The sequence below is a fragment of the Streptomyces sp. NPDC002520 genome (genome assembly GCF_053595235.1).
The window spans coordinates 91,152-109,734 of record NZ_JBSFXG010000026.1 but is presented as its reverse complement, the minus strand read 5'-3'; the positions used below and the strand labels follow the sequence as shown (position 1 = coordinate 109,734).

15 protein-coding genes and 2 pseudogenes are annotated in these 18,583 nt (G+C 71.1%); 12 read left to right on the top strand and 5 right to left on the bottom strand.

Features of this window, described 5'->3' with window-relative positions; all coding sequences use genetic code 11:
* Positions 1-14 precede the first annotated feature (14 nt).
* Positions 15-467 carry a hypothetical protein gene (locus tag ACWD5D_RS30410; protein ID WP_451375967.1) on the bottom strand — a complete coding sequence of 151 codons (453 nt, stop codon included), beginning with the start codon at positions 465-467 and terminating at the stop codon, positions 15-17.
* 49 nt (positions 468-516) lie between these two features.
* Between ACWD5D_RS30410 and ACWD5D_RS30405 the strand changes: the two genes are divergently transcribed.
* The 4 genes and pseudogenes from ACWD5D_RS30405 to ACWD5D_RS30390 form a co-directional block, all read left to right on the top strand.
* Entirely contained in the window at positions 517-1,482 is a 966-nt protein-coding gene (locus ACWD5D_RS30405) for a transposase (protein WP_451375985.1), read from the top strand.
* Between the two features lie 407 nt (positions 1,483-1,889).
* Positions 1,890-2,966, top strand: coding sequence for a hypothetical protein (locus ACWD5D_RS30400; protein WP_451375966.1), 1,077 nt, complete (start codon positions 1,890-1,892; stop codon positions 2,964-2,966).
* A 159-nt stretch (positions 2,967-3,125) separates the two neighbouring features.
* The gene (locus ACWD5D_RS30395; RefSeq protein ID WP_451375965.1) at positions 3,126-4,883 is read left to right on the top strand and encodes an Ig-like domain-containing protein; all 1,758 of its coding nucleotides are present in this window, start codon (positions 3,126-3,128) and stop codon (positions 4,881-4,883) included.
* Between the two features lie 246 nt (positions 4,884-5,129).
* Positions 5,130-5,201 (top strand): annotated as a pseudogene (locus ACWD5D_RS30390) (MerR family transcriptional regulator); the annotation flags it as partial.
* On the opposite strand, the pseudogene ACWD5D_RS30385 reads toward ACWD5D_RS30390, so the two are convergent.
* Together ACWD5D_RS30385 and ACWD5D_RS30380 are read right to left on the bottom strand one after the other, a co-directional pair.
* A pseudogene (locus tag ACWD5D_RS30385) lies at positions 5,201-5,473 on the bottom strand (transposase); the annotation flags it as partial. The pseudogenes ACWD5D_RS30390 and ACWD5D_RS30385 overlap by 1 nt on opposite strands.
* Positions 5,474-5,588: 115 nt before the next feature.
* Positions 5,589-6,158 carry a GNAT family N-acetyltransferase gene (locus tag ACWD5D_RS30380; protein ID WP_451375964.1) on the bottom strand — a complete coding sequence of 190 codons (570 nt, stop codon included), beginning with the start codon at positions 6,156-6,158 and terminating at the stop codon, positions 5,589-5,591.
* 154 nt (positions 6,159-6,312) lie between these two features.
* On the opposite strand from ACWD5D_RS30380, the gene ACWD5D_RS30375 reads away from it, so the two are divergent.
* The 3 genes from ACWD5D_RS30375 (at position 6,313) to ACWD5D_RS30365 (ending at position 7,816) form a co-directional block, all read left to right on the top strand.
* Positions 6,313-6,741 (top strand): hypothetical protein, encoded by a 429-nt coding sequence (locus ACWD5D_RS30375; RefSeq protein WP_451375963.1) that lies wholly within the window; start codon positions 6,313-6,315, stop codon positions 6,739-6,741.
* A 278-nt stretch (positions 6,742-7,019) separates the two neighbouring features.
* Positions 7,020-7,439 carry an aspartate 1-decarboxylase gene (gene panD, locus ACWD5D_RS30370; RefSeq protein WP_451375962.1) on the top strand — a complete coding sequence of 140 codons (420 nt, stop codon included), beginning with the start codon at positions 7,020-7,022 and terminating at the stop codon, positions 7,437-7,439.
* Positions 7,440-7,471: 32 nt separating this feature from the next.
* Positions 7,472-7,816, top strand: coding sequence for a GNAT family N-acetyltransferase (locus tag ACWD5D_RS30365; protein WP_451375961.1), 345 nt, complete (start codon positions 7,472-7,474; stop codon positions 7,814-7,816).
* A gap of 701 nt (positions 7,817-8,517) precedes the next feature.
* Here ACWD5D_RS30365 and gndA read toward each other — a convergent pair.
* Complete coding sequence (gene gndA, locus ACWD5D_RS30360) at positions 8,518-9,957, bottom strand: NADP-dependent phosphogluconate dehydrogenase (RefSeq protein WP_451375960.1); 1,440 nt, start codon at positions 9,955-9,957, stop codon at positions 8,518-8,520.
* A gap of 322 nt (positions 9,958-10,279) precedes the next feature.
* On the opposite strand from gndA, the gene ACWD5D_RS30355 reads away from it, so the two are divergent.
* Positions 10,280-11,314 carry a M23 family metallopeptidase gene (locus ACWD5D_RS30355; RefSeq protein ID WP_451375959.1) on the top strand — a complete coding sequence of 345 codons (1,035 nt, stop codon included), beginning with the start codon at positions 10,280-10,282 and terminating at the stop codon, positions 11,312-11,314.
* Here the strand turns inward: ACWD5D_RS30355 and ACWD5D_RS30350 are convergent.
* A complete protein-coding gene (locus ACWD5D_RS30350) occupies positions 11,284-12,615 on the bottom strand; it encodes a DMT family transporter (protein WP_451375958.1) in 1,332 nt (443 codons plus the stop codon). The genes ACWD5D_RS30355 and ACWD5D_RS30350 overlap by 31 nt on opposite strands.
* A 228-nt stretch (positions 12,616-12,843) precedes the next feature.
* Here ACWD5D_RS30350 and ACWD5D_RS30345 point away from each other — a divergent pair, with 228 nt between their 5' ends.
* The 4 genes from ACWD5D_RS30345 to ACWD5D_RS30330 all read left to right on the top strand — a co-directional run bounded on the left by ACWD5D_RS30345 (position 12,844) and on the right by ACWD5D_RS30330 (position 18,510).
* Complete coding sequence (locus ACWD5D_RS30345; protein WP_451375984.1) at positions 12,844-13,593, top strand: (2Fe-2S)-binding protein; 750 nt, start codon at positions 12,844-12,846, stop codon at positions 13,591-13,593.
* A 39-nt stretch (positions 13,594-13,632) separates the two neighbouring features.
* Positions 13,633-14,784: a glycogen synthase gene (gene glgA / locus ACWD5D_RS30340; RefSeq protein ID WP_451375957.1), complete on the top strand. Its 1,152-nt coding sequence runs from the start codon at positions 13,633-13,635 to the stop codon at positions 14,782-14,784.
* Positions 14,785-14,834: 50 nt separating this feature from the next.
* Complete coding sequence (glgC, locus tag ACWD5D_RS30335) at positions 14,835-16,055, top strand: glucose-1-phosphate adenylyltransferase (RefSeq protein WP_451375956.1); 1,221 nt, start codon at positions 14,835-14,837, stop codon at positions 16,053-16,055.
* A gap of 133 nt (positions 16,056-16,188) precedes the next feature.
* Positions 16,189-18,510: a GH92 family glycosyl hydrolase gene (locus tag ACWD5D_RS30330; protein WP_451375955.1), complete on the top strand. Its 2,322-nt coding sequence runs from the start codon at positions 16,189-16,191 to the stop codon at positions 18,508-18,510.
* The last annotated feature ends 73 nt before the right edge of the window (positions 18,511-18,583 follow it).

Here is an 18,583-nt window from a genome sequence, read left to right as displayed (position 1 = left end):
GGCGAGGAGGCCGATCACCCCTGGGCGGCGCGGGGATCAGCAAGCCTTTCGGTGACGTCGAGATCGACTTCACGGCGTACTTCCTCCACGCCCACGGCCAGCCGCTCGGGTAGCCCGGCAGCCACGCGTCCGGCTTCCTCGATCGCGCCGATCGCCGCGTCGATCTCGCCGAACGCGAGGCGGCACTCCGCGACCCGGAGTCGCAGCACGGCCCGATCCGCACGCTCCTGCGTTCCCTCGCCATGTACGAGTTCGTCGAGGACACCCTGGTCGACGGCGGCTACACCTCTCTGGTCCACTTGGAACGAGCCGTCCGAGAACACCAGGTCACCCTCAGCGGGCCGCTGCCGGGCAACCCCACCCGCCAGCATCGCAGGAACGAAGGCTCCGACGGGGACGATTTCCCAATCGACTTCGACCGTCGGCAGGTCACCTGCCCCCGGGGCCAGGTCAGCAAGGGCTGGCACGGCCCCTGCCAGACCTCTTCGCCCACCGCGGCACCCCTGATCGTGGCACCTGCAAGTCCGTGTCCGCACCGAGCAGCAGACGCCCGACTGGAAGGCCCGCTACGCAGTCCGCTCCGGAGTGGAGGGCACCATCAACCAGTTCGCCCACGGACACGGCATGCGCCGCTGCCGCTACCGAGGACAGCCGAAAGTCCACCTGCAACACGTGCTCACGGCCATCGCCGTGAACATCGAACGACTCAGCAGCCTGCTACCGACCGGGGAATGCCCCGCACCGCGACCGCCTTTCAGAGCTTCCTGGACCAGCAGGGGATTCCCCGGTCGAAGTCCTGGCGAACCCTCGGCAGCTGACCTCGACAACCCCAAGATCCCGGACAGGGTCAAGCTCAGTAGCTGTTGTGTTTCCGATCTTGAACGGTGCCCGTCGAACGAGAGTCTCCATCGGGTGATCGCGGTAGGCGCCCGGCATGGGACCGGCATGGGAACAGAGCCTCTTGGTAGCTCAGAAGATGCCTACACCGAACGAACTGTCCAGAGGCCCTGCTGCCGCAGTTGTGCGCTACGGCCCCCGGTCGGGCCGGGACGCCGAGTCGGGCACGGGCGTGATCGACTCCCAGTCGGTCACGGTGGACGCCGCCGTCGGGTCCGACGGACGGGCTTCGACGGTGGCAAGCTGATCAACGGGCTCAAGCAGCACGTCGCGGTCAACGCGCTCGGCCTTCTGCCTGCGGAGATGGCCACCACTGCGGACATCGTCGACCGTCCCGCCGCGACGGTGTTGCCGGCTCGCACAAGCGACGCGCACCACCGACTGGAGTTGGTCCGGGCCGACGGCCGCTACAGCGGCAGCCTCATCGAGTACTGCTTCCCACGCTCACGTCCGGCCGACATGCCGTCGCACCCCAGCGGCGGCGCACCTGCGACAAGCCGATGGCATCTGGACAGTCCCCATGCACGCCGAGTCTCCAACGAGAGTCCTACTTGTCCCGACGTGCTAGGGACGGCCAGAGGGTGAGCGTGCGAGTTCACGACGGAGTCCGCGGTGTTGACGGGCCCGGGGACGCTCCACGCGGCGGGTGGGCGCCGGATCGGCGTTCTGGCAGCGGTGGCCGCCCCGTCGCAGCGGTGCAGGGGAAGGTCCCGCAGGTTCGAGGTCGAATGGCCATTGTATGTAGCATCTGCCATCTGATCTTGTGTGATTCGCCTGTAGCTGCGGTTCTGGCGGACTGTTACTGTCCGCTTCTGCGAGCCACGTTCAGTGCCGGCTCCTACGGGTCCGGTCTCCCGCCGTCGAAGGCTCCCCAGCCGCCCCCGGACCCGTGGCGGCCGCTCTCCCCGAAGCGGTCGGTTCTTCTCCTGCACGGCAATTCCCCGCGCTGCCCTGCCCCGTGCGCAGCGCTGCAATCAGAGAGGAAGGGTCCGATGAAGACCAGATTCCTGCCGCGCCCGGCGGCAGGCAAGGCGATGGTGATGGGCGCCCTGCTGGCCCTGGCTGTGCCCGGTGCCGCGTACGCGAACACCGTGAGCGTGACCGTGAAGACCCCTGGTGCCACCCTCGGCCCCGCCACCACCTTCTCCGAGATCTCCACCCACGCGGACTGCAGCAGCGGTCTCGTCTCCGGTGGCGGCATGGACCAGGCCATCGGCACCGGTACGTCGTCCAACGGCAACCACGTGAACGGCACCGAGCCCAGCTCCGACGGCTCCACCGAGTACACCGGCTCGACCGGTGTGGTGGGCACCGACAACACCCACTGGCTCGGCATCGGCGGCAGCGGCGGCGCGGTGAACAGCTCGTTCTCCACCACCCCGTACGCGGTGTGCTTCACCAGCAACCTGATCGACCACACCCAGACAGTCATGAACAAGGCCGCCGGGCCGACCGCCGCGTCGACGCCCCTCGCGGTCAGGGCGACCTGTCCGGCCAACACCGTCCTGCTCGGCGGCGGCGCCCGGACCACCCCGGCCGACGTCGGCAGCCTCAAGCCGATCGCGAGCTTCCCCACCTTCAACGACTCCGCGCACGACTACGGCCTGAAGGCCGCGGCCGACGGAGAGACCAACCCTGACTCCTGGACGGCGGTCGGCTACAACGGCGGCGGTGGCGGCACCACCAACACCACGTACGCGTACGCGATCTGCAGTGGCAATGGCATCAACGTCAGTGGCGTCACCGTGAAGGTCCACCACAGCGAGGTGAGCGGCCCGACCTCGGCGACCGCGGGTCAGACCGTGACCGTGGGCTGCGGCACCGACGGCAACCTGGTCAGCGGCGGCGCGGCCATCAGCGGCGGCAGCGTCACGACCACCGACTTCACCGCGCCGGGCTCGGGCGGCGACCACCTCAACGGCAGCTTCCCCAGCGACAACAGCGGCAATCCGGTCAGCGACGGGACCACGTCGGCCGCGTACTGGACCGCCTACACCCACACCGGCGGAGCCGGCTCCGCCAACACCTACTCGGACGTCTGGGCGCTCTGCGCCGACGACGGCGTCTGATCCACCGGTTGATCCCGCTCCGGGGGTGGGCCCGGCCCGCCTGCGGAGCACTCGTTCCCCTATCTCAGCTGCCCACAGGGCCGGAGAAAAGTGTCAGCACTCATGAGCGACAGCAGCCCGACGTCCCGTCGGACCATATTCAGATCCAGGATGATGTCGGTGGCCGGCACCACCGGCCTCGTCGCCGCCACGATCGTGCCCCTCAGCGCGGCCGCCGGAGCGGCGAGCGTGGCCGAGCCCTGCGGTACCAGCGGAGTCTTCACCACCTCCCCGCAGCCCACGTGCACCTACAACTCCGTGGGCACGGACACCTTCACCGTCCCGGACGGCGTGACCGCGGTCGACGTCGACCTGTTCGGCGGCGAGGGCGGCAGCGCGGCGGGCTACATCGCCCCGCACCCGGCGATCTCCGGCGCGCCCGGCGGTCTCGGCGGCGAGACCCGCGCGACTCTTCCGGTGACCCCGGGCCAGACCCTCCAGCTCACCACCGGCGCGGCCGGCATCCCCGGTTCGTCCCGGCACGGCGAGTTTGCCCGTCCCGGCGGCACCGGCCACGGGCGCGGCGGTGGCGGCGCGCACGGCGGCGGCGGTGCGGGCGGCGGCGGCTCGGACGTGCGGCTCGGCGCCTTCGGCGGCTCCGACCGAGTCCTGGTGGCCGGCGGCGGCGGTGGCGCGGGCAACGGCGGCCCCATGTTGCAGGGCGGCGCCGGCGGCGGTCCGGTCGGCCAGGACGGTGGCCAGAGCAACGGCCCGCTGGGCTCCGGCCTGGCCGGTGGCGGCGCTACCCAGACCGCGTCCGGTCACGGCAACCCCAACACCCTGAACGGCGGCCCCGGCACCCCGGGCATCGACCTCGACCCGATCACCAGCGATCCCAACCCCGGCAGCGGCGGCACCGGCGGCAACGGTGGTGGGGGCGGCCCCGGCGGTGGCGGTGGCGGTGGCGGCTGGCACGGCGGTGGCGGCGGCTCCGGCGGCGGCAACCCGGGCTATTTCCCGGGCGCGGGCGGTGGCGGCGGCAGCAGCTACGCGGATCCGTCGGCGACCGACGTCTCGCTCCTCCAGGGCGTCAACCACGGCAACGGCAAGGCGATCGTCACGTTCCGGTACGGGACGTCGGTCACGCTCAGCGCGGACACAGCCACCCCGCTGTTCGGCCACGCCGTCGGCGTGACGGCCACGGTGGCCTCGGCCAACCCGGGCGCGGGCACCCCGACCGGGTCGGTCACCTTCTCGGACGGGACGACCACGCTGGCGACCGTGGCGCTGGACAACGGCCAGGCGACCTTCACCACCAGCAAGTTCCAGCCGGGCGACCGCCCCATCACCGCCACCTACAACGGCGACCCGGTGTTCACGGCGAGTGCCACGGCCGCGCCCACCGACGTCACCGTCGGCTTCAGCCGGCCGTGCGTCACGGACCACGACGGCCCGCTGACCGTGGCCGCCGGCCAGTCGCTGTGCATCGCCCCCGGCGCTACGCAGAACGGCCCGGTGGAGGTGAAGCCCCGCGGAGCGCTGGCAGTGTCGGGCGCGGAGATCAACGGCCCGGTGGCCTCGGACGGCGCCCTCGCCGTCACCATCTGCCACTCGACCCTCGACGGGCAGGTAACCCTCAGGGGTACCAGCGGCTTCGTGCTGTTCGGCGACGGCGAGGGGACGGACTGTGCGGGCAGCGCCTTCAAGGGCCCGCTGACCCTTGAAGGCAACACCGGCGGGCTTGAGGTCTCGTCCAACACGATGTCGGCGCCGGTGACGATCAACGACAACAGTGGCAGCGGCCTGCTGCCCGAGGACCTCGTCCCCGAGTTCGAGGGCAACCAGGTCGGGGCGCCGCTGCGCTGCGCGGGCAACTCACCCACCCTGCAGCAGTCCGGCAACACCGTGAACGGGCCGCACACCGGCCAGTGCAAGTGAGCTGAGCCCAGAGCCCTGTCCGGCCGATCTCGCCGGACAGGGCATATGCTCAATTACTCGAACGACACACACATATCGGTGCTGTAGTAAGCCGGTTGGGGGTTCGGGCCGGTCTCCCCGTGCCCAGGGCCGGTGCCGGGCGCTGGACCGGTATGTTGCGAGGCTTGCGGCAACCGAGCACCTGGCCGCCCATGACGGAAGACCGTGCCGGGTGTCGGCGTCGGAGCCTGACCTGGAGTTCGCTCTGTGCCGTCGTACAGCATCGGGCAAGCCGCGAGGCTGTTGGGCGTGAGTTCGGAGACCGTCCGGAGGTGGGCTGCCACATCATCGGTGCACTTGCGCTCGATCGCCCGCGACGAGCGCACTCCGGTGGTGTACCCGTAGATCAGCAGCCGGACCATCAACCGCCGGTCATACGGCGGGAACCCGCGCTTCTCGGTGCAGAACGCCAGGATCGGGCCCAGGTCGAGCGCCTCGTCGACCAGTTCGGCCACGAATCGGGCCAGATGCCCCTCGGGCAGCCACTCGTCCAGTGACGGCGGCAGCATCAGCATCTGATCGGGGACGAACGCCCGGAAGGTCTTCTTCACCGCCACCGTCGGCGCGGTCTCCGGCTTCACCACCGCCGCCGGATCCACCTCGAACAGGCCATCCCCACCAGGATTCTCCCATATGGAAGATCACGAACAGGAGGCGGCGTGGGGCTCAATCGCCTGATCGACTGCCGAGATCCGCGGACAGCGCCGCGTAGATGTACTCGCTGCCCCAGCGATCCCCGTCGAGGTCGTTCTCGACCAGGTGCGCCTCCCGGCGCATCCCGAGGCGCTCACAGACCCGCACAGACCCGGTGTTCTCCACATCCAGCCGTGCGTAGAGCCGGTGCACGCCCAGTGTGTCGAAGGCGAACCCGGCCAGCGCCGCGGCCGCCTCGGTCGCGTAGCCGTGCCCCTGGTGACCTGGGTCGAGAGTCCAGCCGATCTCGGCCTGGGCGGCGCGGGCATCGGCCAGGGCGAGGCTCACCTCGCCAAGGACGCCGGGCCCATCGCGTCGGCAGACAGCGAGCGCCAGCTTGTCCCCGTCGGCGCGCCAGGCCGTCTGCGCCGCGCGCTCGGCGGCAACCTGCTCGCTGCGCTCACGCGTGTGCGCCGGCCGGTACAAGTAGCGCGCCACGTTCGGCAGGCTCTGGTAGGTGTACAGGTCATCGGCGTCGCCGGGAGTGAACAGACGCAGCGACAACCGGGCCGTGGTCAACGGCAGCAGCGAGGCGACGTCCATGCGGACCTCCGGGACGCGGATGTGGATCAAGTTGCGGACTGATTCTCGCATCACGACTGCCCGCCAGCCACGCCTTTTCAAGAGCAGCGCTCGGAGCCGCACTTCACCACGAGGCGCGGCGTTCCAGGAGTTGTTTACTGACCCACGCTCCTAGATGGCGCACGTCCCGCCCGCCCTGATCCGGCTCGGATTCGGCCTGGGCACCGCCGTCATGACGTCCGTTCAGATGGGCACCCATGGCGTACGCTCCACCGGCGCGGGAGTCGCCTCTGCCACGGTCGACGCCTCCCAGCGAATCGGCGGCGCCGTCGGCACGGCCGTGCTGAACACGGTCGCGGCCTCCGCCACGGCTTCTCACGCCGCCGGCCACCTGGCCGATGAACGGACGCGGGCGACGCTCGCGAGCATGACCCACGGCTACGCCACCGCCTTCTGGTGGGCGGCCGCTCTCCTGGTCCTCGCGATCGTGCTCGCCGCGGCGCTCGTCAACGCGGGGAAGCCCGGCGCGGGCTCACGGGTTGCTGCCAGCGGTGGCGGGGGAACGCAGGCCGAAGCAGGTCAGGCACCCATCTCGATCCACTGACGCGCTCAAGGGAAAGAGCGCCCTTGGGCACGTCGTGCCGCCCTCTCACCTGCGACGGCGGCACGGCACTCGACAGCGCCCAAAACGAAAAACGCGCCGAGAGCCCATGACGCGGGTGCGCATGTGACTGGCGCGGTGTCAGAAAAGTCGGCAACGGGTCAGTGTGAGTCCTCGAACACCTGCCGACAGCTGACCACACACGAGAAACGATGTAGCCTCCGGAGACCGCCCTTGACCTGCATAAGCAGGCAGGGAGCAGACAAACCGGGAGCTTCTCCATGCTTCGCACCATGTTCAAGTCCAAGATCCACCGCGCCACCGTCACCCAGGCCGACCTGCACTACGTGGGATCGGTGACGATCGACGCGGACCTTCTCGACGCCGCCGACCTGCTCCCCGGAGAGCTGGTCCACATCGTCGACATCACCAACGGCGCCCGCCTGGAGACGTACGTCATCGAGGGCGAGCGCGGTTCGGGAGTCATCGGGATCAATGGCGCGGCCGCCCACCTCGTGCACCCCGGGGACCTGGTGATCATCATCAGCTACGCTCAGGTCACCGACGCCGAGGCGCGGGAGCTGAAGCCGCGGGTCGTGCACGTCGACGGAGGCAACCGCATCGTGTCCCTCGGCGCCGACCCGTCCGAGCCGGTGCCCGGTTCGGACCAGGAGCGCAGCCCGCAGGCCGTACGGGCCTGAGCGGCGGACGACGACCAGGAGCGTGCGTGGCCATGACCGACATCGACATCCGTGACGACCGGTCGGCCGGCCGCCTGGAGGCCGTCGGCGACGGCGAGGTCCTCGGACACATCGAGTACTTCGTCCTCGAGTCGCCCGCGCGCGCCCTGGTCCCCGTCCACACCATTGTGGAGCCCGCCCACGAGGGCAAGGGCATCGCCGGTTCGCTGGCGCGGGAGCTGTACGCCGTCGCCGAGCGGGAAGGCGTCCCGGTCGCCCCGCTGTGCCCGTACGTCGTGAAGTGGGCCGAGCGTCACCCCGAGGTGGCCCCGCCGGCCGACCCGGAACTGCTCGCCGCCGCGAAGAACTGGCTGCGGGCCCACCCCGGCCGCTTCTGAACCACCCGGTGCAGGCGCCGCCGGCGAGATCACCGACGCTGCCGCCTGGGGCGGGGGAGCGTCTGCGGCAGTGTGAGTGGCCATGCGAGCGCCGGGTAGTCGGGGAAGTATCCAGAGGCGACGCCGCCCGCCCGGCGACTGCCCGGAGGCCCTCCATGACGACCCCATACCCCGACCCCGCATCCCCGGGCCCACCCCCACCCCCGGGCCCCACCCCACCGGACCCCTACCCCACCCCGGTCCCACCCCCCGAACCAGCCCCCGAACCCCCAGAACCCCTACCTCCGGCCCCGGAACCTCCGTCCCCGGTACCGCCAGAGCCTCCACCGTCCCCAATCCCCCCAGGCCCTGAACCCACCCCCAACCCAGAACCAGGCCCACCCCTCACCTCACCGTCACCCTGAAAGGGCGCGGGCAACCGCACGACGAGCCACGACGCACCCACACCGCCGGGCCGACAGTTCCCCGCCCCACCCTCGCATCACCGCGAGGCATCAGCGCCCCGAAAGGGGCGCGGGGAACTGTGCGACCAGCCGCAACGTACCCGCGCCGACCAGCCGACAACTCCCCGCCTCACTCGCACGTCACCGCGAGCCCCCATCACCCGCCAAGGGGCGCGGGGATCCGCGCGACGAGCCACAACGCACCCGCACCCGTCGACCGACAACACCCCCACCCCCTGGGCGCTCAAAGCAAGCCCCTTACGCGGAAACCTCACTCCGGTCGCCGCCCCACAACGTGTGGAACGACCCCTCCCGGTCCACCCGCCGATATGTGTGCGCCCCGAAGAAGTCCCGTTGCGCCTGCGTGAGCGACGCGGGCAGCCGTTCTCCTCGCAGCGAGTCGTAGTACGCCAGCGCCGCCGCGAACCCCGGCGTCGGCACGCCCTGCTGAATCGCGGCGATCAGCACCTCGCGCCAGTCGTCCTGCGCGGCGGCGATCTCCGAGGCGAACGTCTCGTCGGACAGCAGGCTCGGCAGGTCCGGCCGGGCGTCGTACGCGGTGCGGATGCGGTCGAGGAAGGCCGCGCGGATGATGCAGCCGCCCCGCCAGATCGAGGCGATCGCGCCGAGGTCGATGTCCCAGTCGTACTCCTCGCTGCCCGCGGCGATCTCGTGGAAGCCCTGCGTGTAGGAGACGATCTTGGAGGCGTACAGCGCCTGCTCCACCTTGTCGGCGAAAGCCGCCCTCTCCGCCTCGCCCAGCGGCTTCGCCGTCGGCCCCGCCAGGCCGTGCGAGGCCTCTCGCAGGGCCGCGTGCCCGGACAGGGAGCGGGCGAACACCGCCTCCGCGATGCCCGACACCGGCACACCCAGGTCGAGGGCGATCTGGACCGTCCAGCGGCCGGTGCCCTTCTGCTCGGCCTGGTCGACCACCACGTCCACGAACGGCTTCCCGGTCGCCGCGTCCACGTGCGACAGCACCTCGGCCGTGATCTCGATCAGGTAGGAGTCGAGGCGGCCCCGGTTCCAGGTGCGGAAGATGTCCGCGATCTCGGCGGGGGAGTACCCGGCGACATCGCGCAGCAGCTGATATGCCTCACCGATCAGCTGCATGTCGGCGTACTCGATGCCGTTGTGGACCATCTTCACGAAGTGCCCGGCGCCGTCGGGGCCCACATGGGTCACACAGGGCGCGCCGTCGGGCGCCTTCGCGGAGATCTTCTCCAGCATCGGGCCGAGCGACGTGTACGACTTTGCCGAGCCGCCCGGCATGATGCTCGGCCCGTGCAGCGCGCCTTCCTCGCCGCCGGAGATTCCGGTGCCGACGAAGTGGATGCCCTGCTCGCGCAGCTGCCGCTCACGGCGCCGGGTGTCCGCGAAGTGCGCGTTGCCGCCGTCGATGATCATGTCGCCGGGCTCCATCAGCGGCGCGAACTCCTCGATCACCGCGTCCGTCGGCCCACCGGCCTTGACCATGATGACCAGCCTGCGGGGGCGCTCCAGGGCCGCCACGAACTCCTTGGCGGTCTCGGCCGGGACGAAGTCGCCCTCGTTCCCGAACTCCTCGACCAGCGCCCGCGTCTTCGACGCCGTACGGTTGTGCACGGCGACCGTGTACCCGTTGCGCGCGAAGTTCCGGGCGAGGTTGCTGCCCATGACCGCCAGGCCCGTGACGCCGATCTGCGCTGAAGTGCTCATACCGCCTGCTCCCATGCTGCCTCGTGACTACGGCCGCCTCGTGACTACGGCTGCCTCGTGACTGCGGCTCCGTCGGTGCGGACCCATGGCCCATCCTGACGTGCTGCCACCGCGAGCGCACATCCGACCCGCCACGCTTGACTACGGACGGAAGAGACCTCTCGCCTCACTGTGCGCGAGTGCGCGAGCGTACGGGCGAACCGGCCAAGAGCGGCCCGGCCTCGGCCACTTGGCCGTGACATACGGCCGGTTTCCCATCTTGTCATGGCCTGTCCCCGCGCATACTTTTGCCGCTCCTGACGCATGCCGAGGGGATTCGGACATGGCCGTACGCGGCCGGCACCGCCGGTACCAGCCGAACAGGATCAACCGCGCCTCACTGACCGTCACGGCGGGCGGCGCCGGCCTCGCGATTCCACTGGTCGCGGTCGCCAGCCCCGAAAGCCATGCTGGAGACGTTCCGGCGGTCCACACGGACAGCGTCGCGCCGAGCCCCGAGCAGACGGGTGCGGTCCGGGACGTGCGACCGCAGACGGGATCCGTCCGGGACGTGCGACCGCAGACCACGCCGCAGTCCCGCGCGGGCCGCGCCGAGATGTACACCGTGGTGCACGGCGACACCCTCTCCGGCATCGCCGACGAGCACCACGTCCGGGGCGGCTGGCAACGGCTGTACGCGGCCAACCGGGCGACTGTCGGGGCCGATCCCGACCTCATCCTCCCCGGCCAGCGGCTCAGCCTGCGCACTCCCGTCATCCCCGTCGCCCCCGTGCCCGCGTCCCCGGCGAAGTCCCCGGCCGGGAAGACCCACTCGCAGCGCAAGGCGCCGCCCGCGCAGAAGAAAGCCCCTGGTGAGAAGCACAGGACCGGTCCCGCGGGGAAGAAGGGTCACGAGCAGCACAAGAGCCGTGCGGAGCAGCACACCTCCTCGCACTCGACGCCCACCGGCAGCCACGCGCTCGTCGCCCCCGTGCACGCCGCCATCGGCACCGGCTACCACGTGGCCGGCTCGCACTGGTCGAAGGGCTACCACACCGGCATCGACTTCCTCGTGCCGGCCGGCACCTCCGTCCGGGCCGCGGCGGCCGGTCACGTGGTGGCCGCCGGCTGGGGAGGGTCGTACGGCTACCAGGTGGTCATCCGGCACGCCGACGGCCGCTACACGCAGTACGCCCACCTGTCCGCGATCTCGGTGCGGGCCGGGCAGCGCGTGTCCGCGGGCCTGCGGATCGGCCGGTCCGGGGCGACCGGAAACGTCACGGGCCCGCATCTGCACTTCGAGGTGCGGACGGGGCCCGGTTTCGGTTCCGACATCGACCCGATCGCCTACCTGCGGGCCGGCGGCGTCAGTATCTGACGAGCGCCCTGGTGCCGGTCCAGCAGGGCCAGCGGCACCGGGATGCTCGCGGACAGCGGGACGTACGACGCCGGATCGGCGTGAGGAGCCGAGTGCCCCGCCCAGGCTCCGGACCACGTTGCCCAGGCTCCGGCCCACGTTCCCGCACCGGCCCCTGCCAGGATTCCCTCGCCGTCGCGACGGCCGCTGTCCGCGGAGGCCGCCATGAAGGCGCCTTGCGGACCTGAACCGGTCTGTATGAGTACGTCGTCCAGGAGTTGCCGTTCCGCGTGGACGGGCCCGTCCAGGATCTCCTCGGCCTCCTCCAGGACAGCCTCCTCCAGGACGGCCTTCTCCAGCTCGGTCTCCACCGCCGTGCGCTGCCGGGGAAGGGCCACGGCAGGCTCGGCGGCGAGCGCCGGTTCGGCGGTGAGCGCCGGCTCCGGGCGCGCGGTGACCGGCTCGGCCTTGCCGTCCGCGGCCGGGACCGGGGTGCTCTCCAGCCGTTCCGTCGTCAGCAGGATCAGTCCGCCGGTCGCCACCACGCCGCAGCCCAGCGCGAGCACGGTGCCCATGGTGCTGTAGCGGAACGTCTCGCCGAACATCAGGATGCCGACCGCGGCGGCCAGCACCGGGTTGACGACGGTCAGCGTGGCCAGCGGCGCGGCGAGGCCGCCGCCCCGGTAGGAGGCCTGGGAGATCATGATGCCGGCGACCGCGAACACGCCGATCACGGCCAGCGAGGGCAGGTCGCCGAGACCGACCCCGTCGCTCCAGTCGACGGCGACCGTCTTGGTGAAAACCGAGGACATGCCGAAGGCTATGCCGGAGCCGGTGGCGAGCAGCACGCTGCGCACCGCCGGGTGCCGGTGCGCGGCCCGGCCCGCCACCATCAGCGTCACGACGGCACCGCCGGTGACCAGCGCGACGGCCACCCGCTGGGCCGTGTCCAGGGAGTGCGCCTCGCCGGAGCCGACCAGGGACAGCAGACCCGCGAGGCCCGCCGTGGCCATGATGGCGCCCCGCCAGGCGGTCGCCCCGGCCCTGCGGCCTACGAACAGCGCCGCCATGGGCAGGGCGAAGACGATGGTCAGCGCGCCCAGCGGCTGCACCAGGCTCAGCGGGCCGCAGGCCAGCGCCACGACGTGCAGCACGCCGCCGAGTCCGTTCAAGCCCAGCGCCGCCCACCAGCTCGGCCGGCGCAGCGGCGCGTACTGCTCGTCGGGGGAGGACACCGCGACCCGCTCCTGCACGATCGCCCCGCCCGCGTACGCGACGGCGGAGACGAACGACAGCACCACGGACAACGCGAGGGCGCTCACGAGCTGCTCCTCTGCAGGAGGCGGGCCAAAGGGGCCCGGCGCGGCGTACGGACGGCTTCCATGGTCGACACTCTGCCCGCTCGGCCGCCTCAAGTCGTCGTACCTGAGCACGCAATGAGTCCTACTACCGATGGAGTAGGACAGCCCCCCGATCATCCCCTAGACGGGTGCCCCGGGGTGGAGACCCTGAGCCGGGGACGACGATCGAACCTGGTACTAGTGCTGTTCGTGGACCTCGACCCCCATCTCAGCGCTCTCCACCCCCTCGGTGGCTTCTTCGTCCTGCGGACGACCGGAGCGGGAACCGGGCAGCCCTCCGCCGCGCTGCCGACGCTCGCGGAAGCGTACGAGACAGTGACATCGGATGCTTACGGAAATGCGGTGACTTTCCGCGTGGGGGTGATCGCGGACCGGCTGCGCACCGCCGAACCCCGGGTGGCCGCCTCCCTCGCCCACCAGGGACTGGTCGCGCGCCTGTGGTCGGTGGCCCTGGGCTGCGTCGCGCTGTACGGCCGCGTGCCCGACCTCGACCCGCGCCTGCTGCGCTGGGACGCCTCGGCGACCCTGCCCGACGAGCTGTGGCTGACCGAGGTGCGACCGCTGCCCGGGGACGCGGCCACGCTCCTCGACACCGTGCTGCACGCCCATCTGGAGCCCCTGGGGGAAGCCCTGAGGTCCCGGTACGGGGTCGCGTCCGGGCTGCTGTGGGGCAACGCCGGCTCGGCACTGGCCGGCGCGGCCCGGGAACTGGACCGCTGGGCCCGCGCGCACGTCCGTACCGACGTCACGGAGCGGGCCGCCGCGCTCACCGACGATCTGTTCTCCCACCCCCTCCTGCGCGCCACCGGCGCCCGCACCGGTATGGCGTTCCGGCGGCGCAGCTGCTGCCTGTACTACCGCGTCCCCGGCGGGGGAGTCTGCGGCGACTGCTGCTTCACCCGGCCGCCGGACTCTTCCCCGCGGGCCGTATCTGGGTGACCATGAGGGAACCTGCCGTCGGGACAAGGGGGTTGTCGGGTGCGAGTGGGACTGCTGACCCGGGAGTACCCCCCGGACGTGTACGGCGGCGCCGGCGTCCATGTCGAGTTCCTCGCCCGCGAGCTGGCCTCCCTCGTGGACCTGGAGGTGCACAGCTGGGGCGAGGGCCGCGCTCCCGGCGTCGTACGCCACCGCCCCTGGCCCGCCCTGGACGGCTCCAACGACGCGCTGCGCACCTTCTCCGTGGACCTGTCCATCGCGGCCGCCCTCGAGGACCGCGAACTCGTCCACTCGCACACCTGGTACGCCAATCTCGCCGGCCATATGGCCAAGCTCCTGTACGGCGTCCCGCACGTGGTGACCGCCCATTCGCTGGAGCCGCTGCGCCCCTGGAAGGCCGAGCAACTCGGCGGCGGATACGCGCTGTCGAGCTGGGCCGAGCGCACCGCGATCGAGGCCGCGGACGCCGTGATCGCCGTGTCGGGAGCCATGCGCGAGGACATCCTCGCCTGCTACCCGGCCCTGGACCCGGCACGGGTCCACGTCGTGCACAACGGCATCGACACCACCCTCTACCGGCCCGACCACGGCACCGACGTCCTCGTCCGGCACGGTGTCGACCCGGGCCGCCCGTACGTCCTGTTCGTCGGCCGGATCACCCGCCAGAAGGGCGTGCCCCATCTGCTGCGCGCCGTACGGGACATCGGCGCGGGCACCCAGGTCGTGCTGTGCGCGGGCGCGCCCGACACCCCGGAGATCGAACGGGAGTTCCGCGAGCTGTACGAGGAGCTGAGCCGGGTCCGCGCGGGCGTGACTTGGATCCCGCAGATGCTGCCGCGCGCGGAGGTCGTCCAACTCCTCACGCACGCCGCCGTGTTCGTGTGCCCCTCGGTGTACGAACCCCTCGGCATCGTCAATCTGGAGGCGATGGCCTGCGGCACTCCGGTCGTCGCCTCCCGGGTCGGAGGGATCCCCGAGGTCGTCGAGGACGGCCGTACCGGTCTGCTGGTCGATGTGGACGACGACTTCGAGACGAACCTCGCCCGCGCCCTGGACGCTCTGCTCGCCGATCAGGAGCGGGCCCGGGGGATGGGCGAGGCCGGACGGCGGCGTGCGGTGGGGGAGTTCGGCTGGGACGCCGTGGCACGGCGCACCGCCGGACTGTACGAGGAGATCCTCAAACAGGCTTAGGCCGGCCTGCTCGGGGCAGCCATGGTTCAACCAGGGTGAGGGGAGCGGCCATGCGTCGTGGTGGGCCTTCGGTACTCGGGATCGTGCTGGCGGGCGGGGAGGGCAAACGCCTGATGCCCCTGACCACGGACCGCGCGAAACCCGCGGTCACCTTCGGTGGCACCTACCGGCTCGTCGACTTCGTCCTCTCCAACCTCGTCAACGCCGACGTCCTGCGCATCTGTGTGCTGACCCAGTACAAGTCGCACTCGCTGGACCGGCACATCACCACCACGTGGCGGATGTCGAACCTGCTCGGCAACTACGTCACCCCGGTCCCGGCCCAGCAGCGCCTCGGCCCCCGCTGGTACCTGGGCAGCGCCGACGCGCTCCTGCAGTCCCTGAACCTCGTGTACGACGAACAGCCTGACTACGTCGCGGTGTTCGGCGCCGACCACGTCTACCGCATGGACCCGCGGCAGATGCTCAAGCAGCACATCGAGAACGGCGCGGGCGTCACGGTGGCCGGCATCCGCGTGCCGCGCGCGGAGTCCTCCTCCTTCGGGGTGATCACTCCCGGATCGGACGGTCGTACCGTCGAGCGGTTCCTGGAGAAGCCGGCCGACCCGCCCGGGCTGGCGGACGCCCCGGAGTGCGTGTTCGCCTCGATGGGCAACTACATCTTCACCACCAAGGCCCTGGTCGAGTCGCTGCAACGGGACGCCGAGGACGAGGAGTCCGTGCACGACATGGGCGGCTCGATCCTGCCCCAGCTGACCGGCCGCGGCGAGGCGCAGCTGTACGACTTCAGCGACAACCACGTACCCGGCGAGACCAGCCGTGACCAGGGCTACTGGCGGGACGTCGGCACCCTGGACGCCTACTACGAGGCCCATATGGACCTCATCGCCGAACGACCCGCCTTCAACCTCTACAACCGGCAGTGGCCCATCTACACCCACTCCAACCAGCTCTCCCCGGCCCGGTTCAACGCCGGCGGCATCACCAGTGAATCGATCATCAGCGCGGGCTGCCTGATCCGCGGTCAGGTCAGCCGGTCGGTACTGTCCCCCGGCGTACGGGTCGACCCGGGCGCGGTCGTGCAGGGTTCGGTGCTCCACGACAACGTTCGCGTGGGCCGCGGCGCCGTCGTACGCGGCGCCGTCCTGGACAAGAACGTCGAGGTCCCGCCCGGCGCCACCATCGGTGTCAACCCGGAGCGGGACGCCGAGCTGTACACCGTCTCCGAGGGCGGAGTGATCGCCCTGGGGAAGGGCCGCAGAGTCCTCTGACGGGCCGTTCCGTCGCCCTCAGGGGCGGCGGCTTCCGCGACGCGCCGACACATTCCGCCCAGGATGCCCGAGTTCACGTCGTTCGCCCCGCACGATGCAGGCAACGATGTCGAACCTTCGGAGGTCATCCGACATGAGAGGGACCCGGTGCGCACGGCTGTACCTGGCCGGGGTGATGGCGGCGTCCGCGCTGGCCGCCACCCCCGCCGCAGGCGCCGCCGAGCAGCTCGACGGCCACCTCACCGACCTGGTCAACCCGTTCATCGGGAGCCAGGACGAGGGCAACACCTTCCCCGGTGCCGCCGTGCCCTTCGGCATGGTGCAACTCTCCCCGGACACCGGGCACAGCACCGGCTACGACTACACGCAGAAGCGCATCCGCGGCTTCTCGCTGGTCCACCTCTCGGGTGTCGGCTGCCGCATCGGCGGCGACCTGCCCGTGCTGCCCACCACCGGTGACGTCACCCAGACGGACGACGCCCGGTACGCGGCGGGGTTCTCGCACGCGAACGAGCAGGCGAGCCCCGGCTACTACCGCGTCGGCCTCGACTCCGGCATCCGCGCCGAGCTGACCGCGACCGAGCGCACCGGGGTGCAGCGCTTCACCTTCCCGGCCACCGACAAGGCCAACGTCCTGCTGAACGCGGCCCAGTCGCTGCACAAGCGGGTCGCAAGCTCCGTCGAGATCCTCGACGACCACACCGTGCGCACCGGCATCACCGGACACGGATTCTGCCGGGACACCGGCCCCTACACGGTCTACACGGTCACCCGCTTCAGCCGGCCCTTCACGGCCTACGGCACCTGGGACGGGTCCACCGTCACCCCGGACGCCCGCAACGGGAGCGGCGGCGCCTACGTCCGCTTCGACACGACCAAGAACCGCACGGTCGAGGCGACCACCGCACTGTCGTACGTCGACGCGGCCGGCGCCGACGCCAACCTGCGCGCGGAGGGCGGCCGGTCCTTCGACGCCGTGCGCGAGCGCGCACGCGAGCAGTGGGAGCGCCGGCTGGCCGGTGTCCGCGTCCAGGGCGGGGATCCGACCCGGCGCCGGACGTTCTACTCGTCGCTCTACCGCTCGTTCCTCGCGCCCAACATCGGCAGCGACGCCGACGGCCGCTACACAGGCTGGGACCGCCGTGTCCACCACGCGAACGGGTTCACGTACTACCAGAACTGGTCGCTGTGGGACACCTACCGCACCCAGGCCCAGCTCCTCGCCCTGCTCGCGCCCCGCGAGGCCCGCGACATGGCGCTGTCGGTGGTCAAGGTCGACGAGGACGGCGGCTGGCTGCCCAAGTGGGGCTACGGCCCGGTCGAGACGAACGTCATGAGCGGTGACCCGGTCACCCCCTTCCTGACCACCGCCTACCAGGCCGGGCTGCTCAGGGGCTTCGAGGAGCGCGCCTACCGGGCGTTGAAGAAGAACGCCGACGGAGTGCCGCCCGCCGACAACCCGGGCATCGGACGCGAGGCCAACACCGAGTACATCGCACACGGCTTCGCCCCCTACGACAAGGACCGCCCCTACGCCAAGATGGGCGACTCCGACTACCGCCACGGTGCCTCCGTCACCCTGGAGTACGCCCTCGCCGACGCGATGCTCGCCCAGATGGCCCGCGGCCTCGGACACACCGCCGACGCCGCCCGCTATGCCGCACGGGCGCAGAACTACCGGAACATCTTCGACCCCGAGACCGGCTTCTTCCGCGCCCGGGACTTCTCCGGCGCCTTCACCGGCTCGGCCGACCCGGCCCGCGGGATCGGCTTCCACGAGGGCACCGCCTGGCAGTACCAGTGGCTGGTCCCGCAGGACCTGCCGGGCATGATCCGCCTCATCGGCGGCAGGCGCGCGGCGAACGACCGCCTGGACTCGTTCTTCGCCTACGACCGGCTGCTCGCCGACCCCGAAGGGACCGCACGCGAGGTGTGGGTGCACGGGAACGCGTACGACTACTACAACGCCGCCACGTACAACCCGATGAACGAGCCCGACCTCATCGCGCCCTACACCTACCTGGCCACCGGCCAGCCCTGGAAGACCACGGACGTGGTGCACGCGGCGCTGACCCTGTTCACCGACGGCCCCACCGGCATGACCGGCAACGACGACCTCGGCACCATGTCCGCCTGGAACGTGCTGTCCTCGATCGGCCTCTTCCCGATCCAGCCCGGCTACGACACCTGGGGGCTGTCCACCCCGGTCTTCGACCGCGTCGACCTCACCCTGGACCGCCGATTCTGGCCGAGCGGGGGGTTCACGGTCACCGCACCCGGAACCTCCGCGAGCGACCGCTACGTACGGGCCGTCCGCACGGACGGGAAACCGCACGCGCGGACCTACCTGACGACGGCCGCGCTGCGCTCCCTGCGCACGCTCGGCTTCACGGTCGGCCCGCGCCCGTCGGAGTGGGGTACGTCACCCTCGGCGGCGCCCCCCGTCCTGAGGTGACCTCAGGAGTCACTTGAGTCCCGCCCCTTTCGGCGGGGGCGGGACTTAATCTGGTGTTAACTGTGCGTAGCAC

Excerpts from the sequence above, each read along its gene's own strand:
- ACWD5D_RS30400 (WP_451375966.1), top strand. The coding sequence starts at position 1,890 with ATGAAGACCAGATTCCTGCCGCGCCCGGCGGCAGGCAAGGCGATGGTG.
- ACWD5D_RS30380 (WP_451375964.1), bottom strand. The coding sequence starts at position 6,158 with ATGGACGTCGCCTCGCTGCTGCCGTTGACCACGGCCCGGTTGTCGCTG.
- ACWD5D_RS30375 (WP_451375963.1), top strand. The coding sequence starts at position 6,313 with ATGGCGCACGTCCCGCCCGCCCTGATCCGGCTCGGATTCGGCCTGGGC.
- panD (WP_451375962.1), top strand. The coding sequence starts at position 7,020 with ATGCTTCGCACCATGTTCAAGTCCAAGATCCACCGCGCCACCGTCACC.
- ACWD5D_RS30365 (WP_451375961.1), top strand. The coding sequence starts at position 7,472 with ATGACCGACATCGACATCCGTGACGACCGGTCGGCCGGCCGCCTGGAG.
- gndA (WP_451375960.1), bottom strand. The coding sequence starts at position 9,957 with ATGAGCACTTCAGCGCAGATCGGCGTCACGGGCCTGGCGGTCATGGGC.
- ACWD5D_RS30355 (WP_451375959.1), top strand. The coding sequence starts at position 10,280 with ATGGCCGTACGCGGCCGGCACCGCCGGTACCAGCCGAACAGGATCAAC.
- glgC (WP_451375956.1), top strand. The coding sequence starts at position 14,835 with ATGCGTCGTGGTGGGCCTTCGGTACTCGGGATCGTGCTGGCGGGCGGG.
- ACWD5D_RS30330 (WP_451375955.1), top strand. The coding sequence starts at position 16,189 with ATGAGAGGGACCCGGTGCGCACGGCTGTACCTGGCCGGGGTGATGGCG.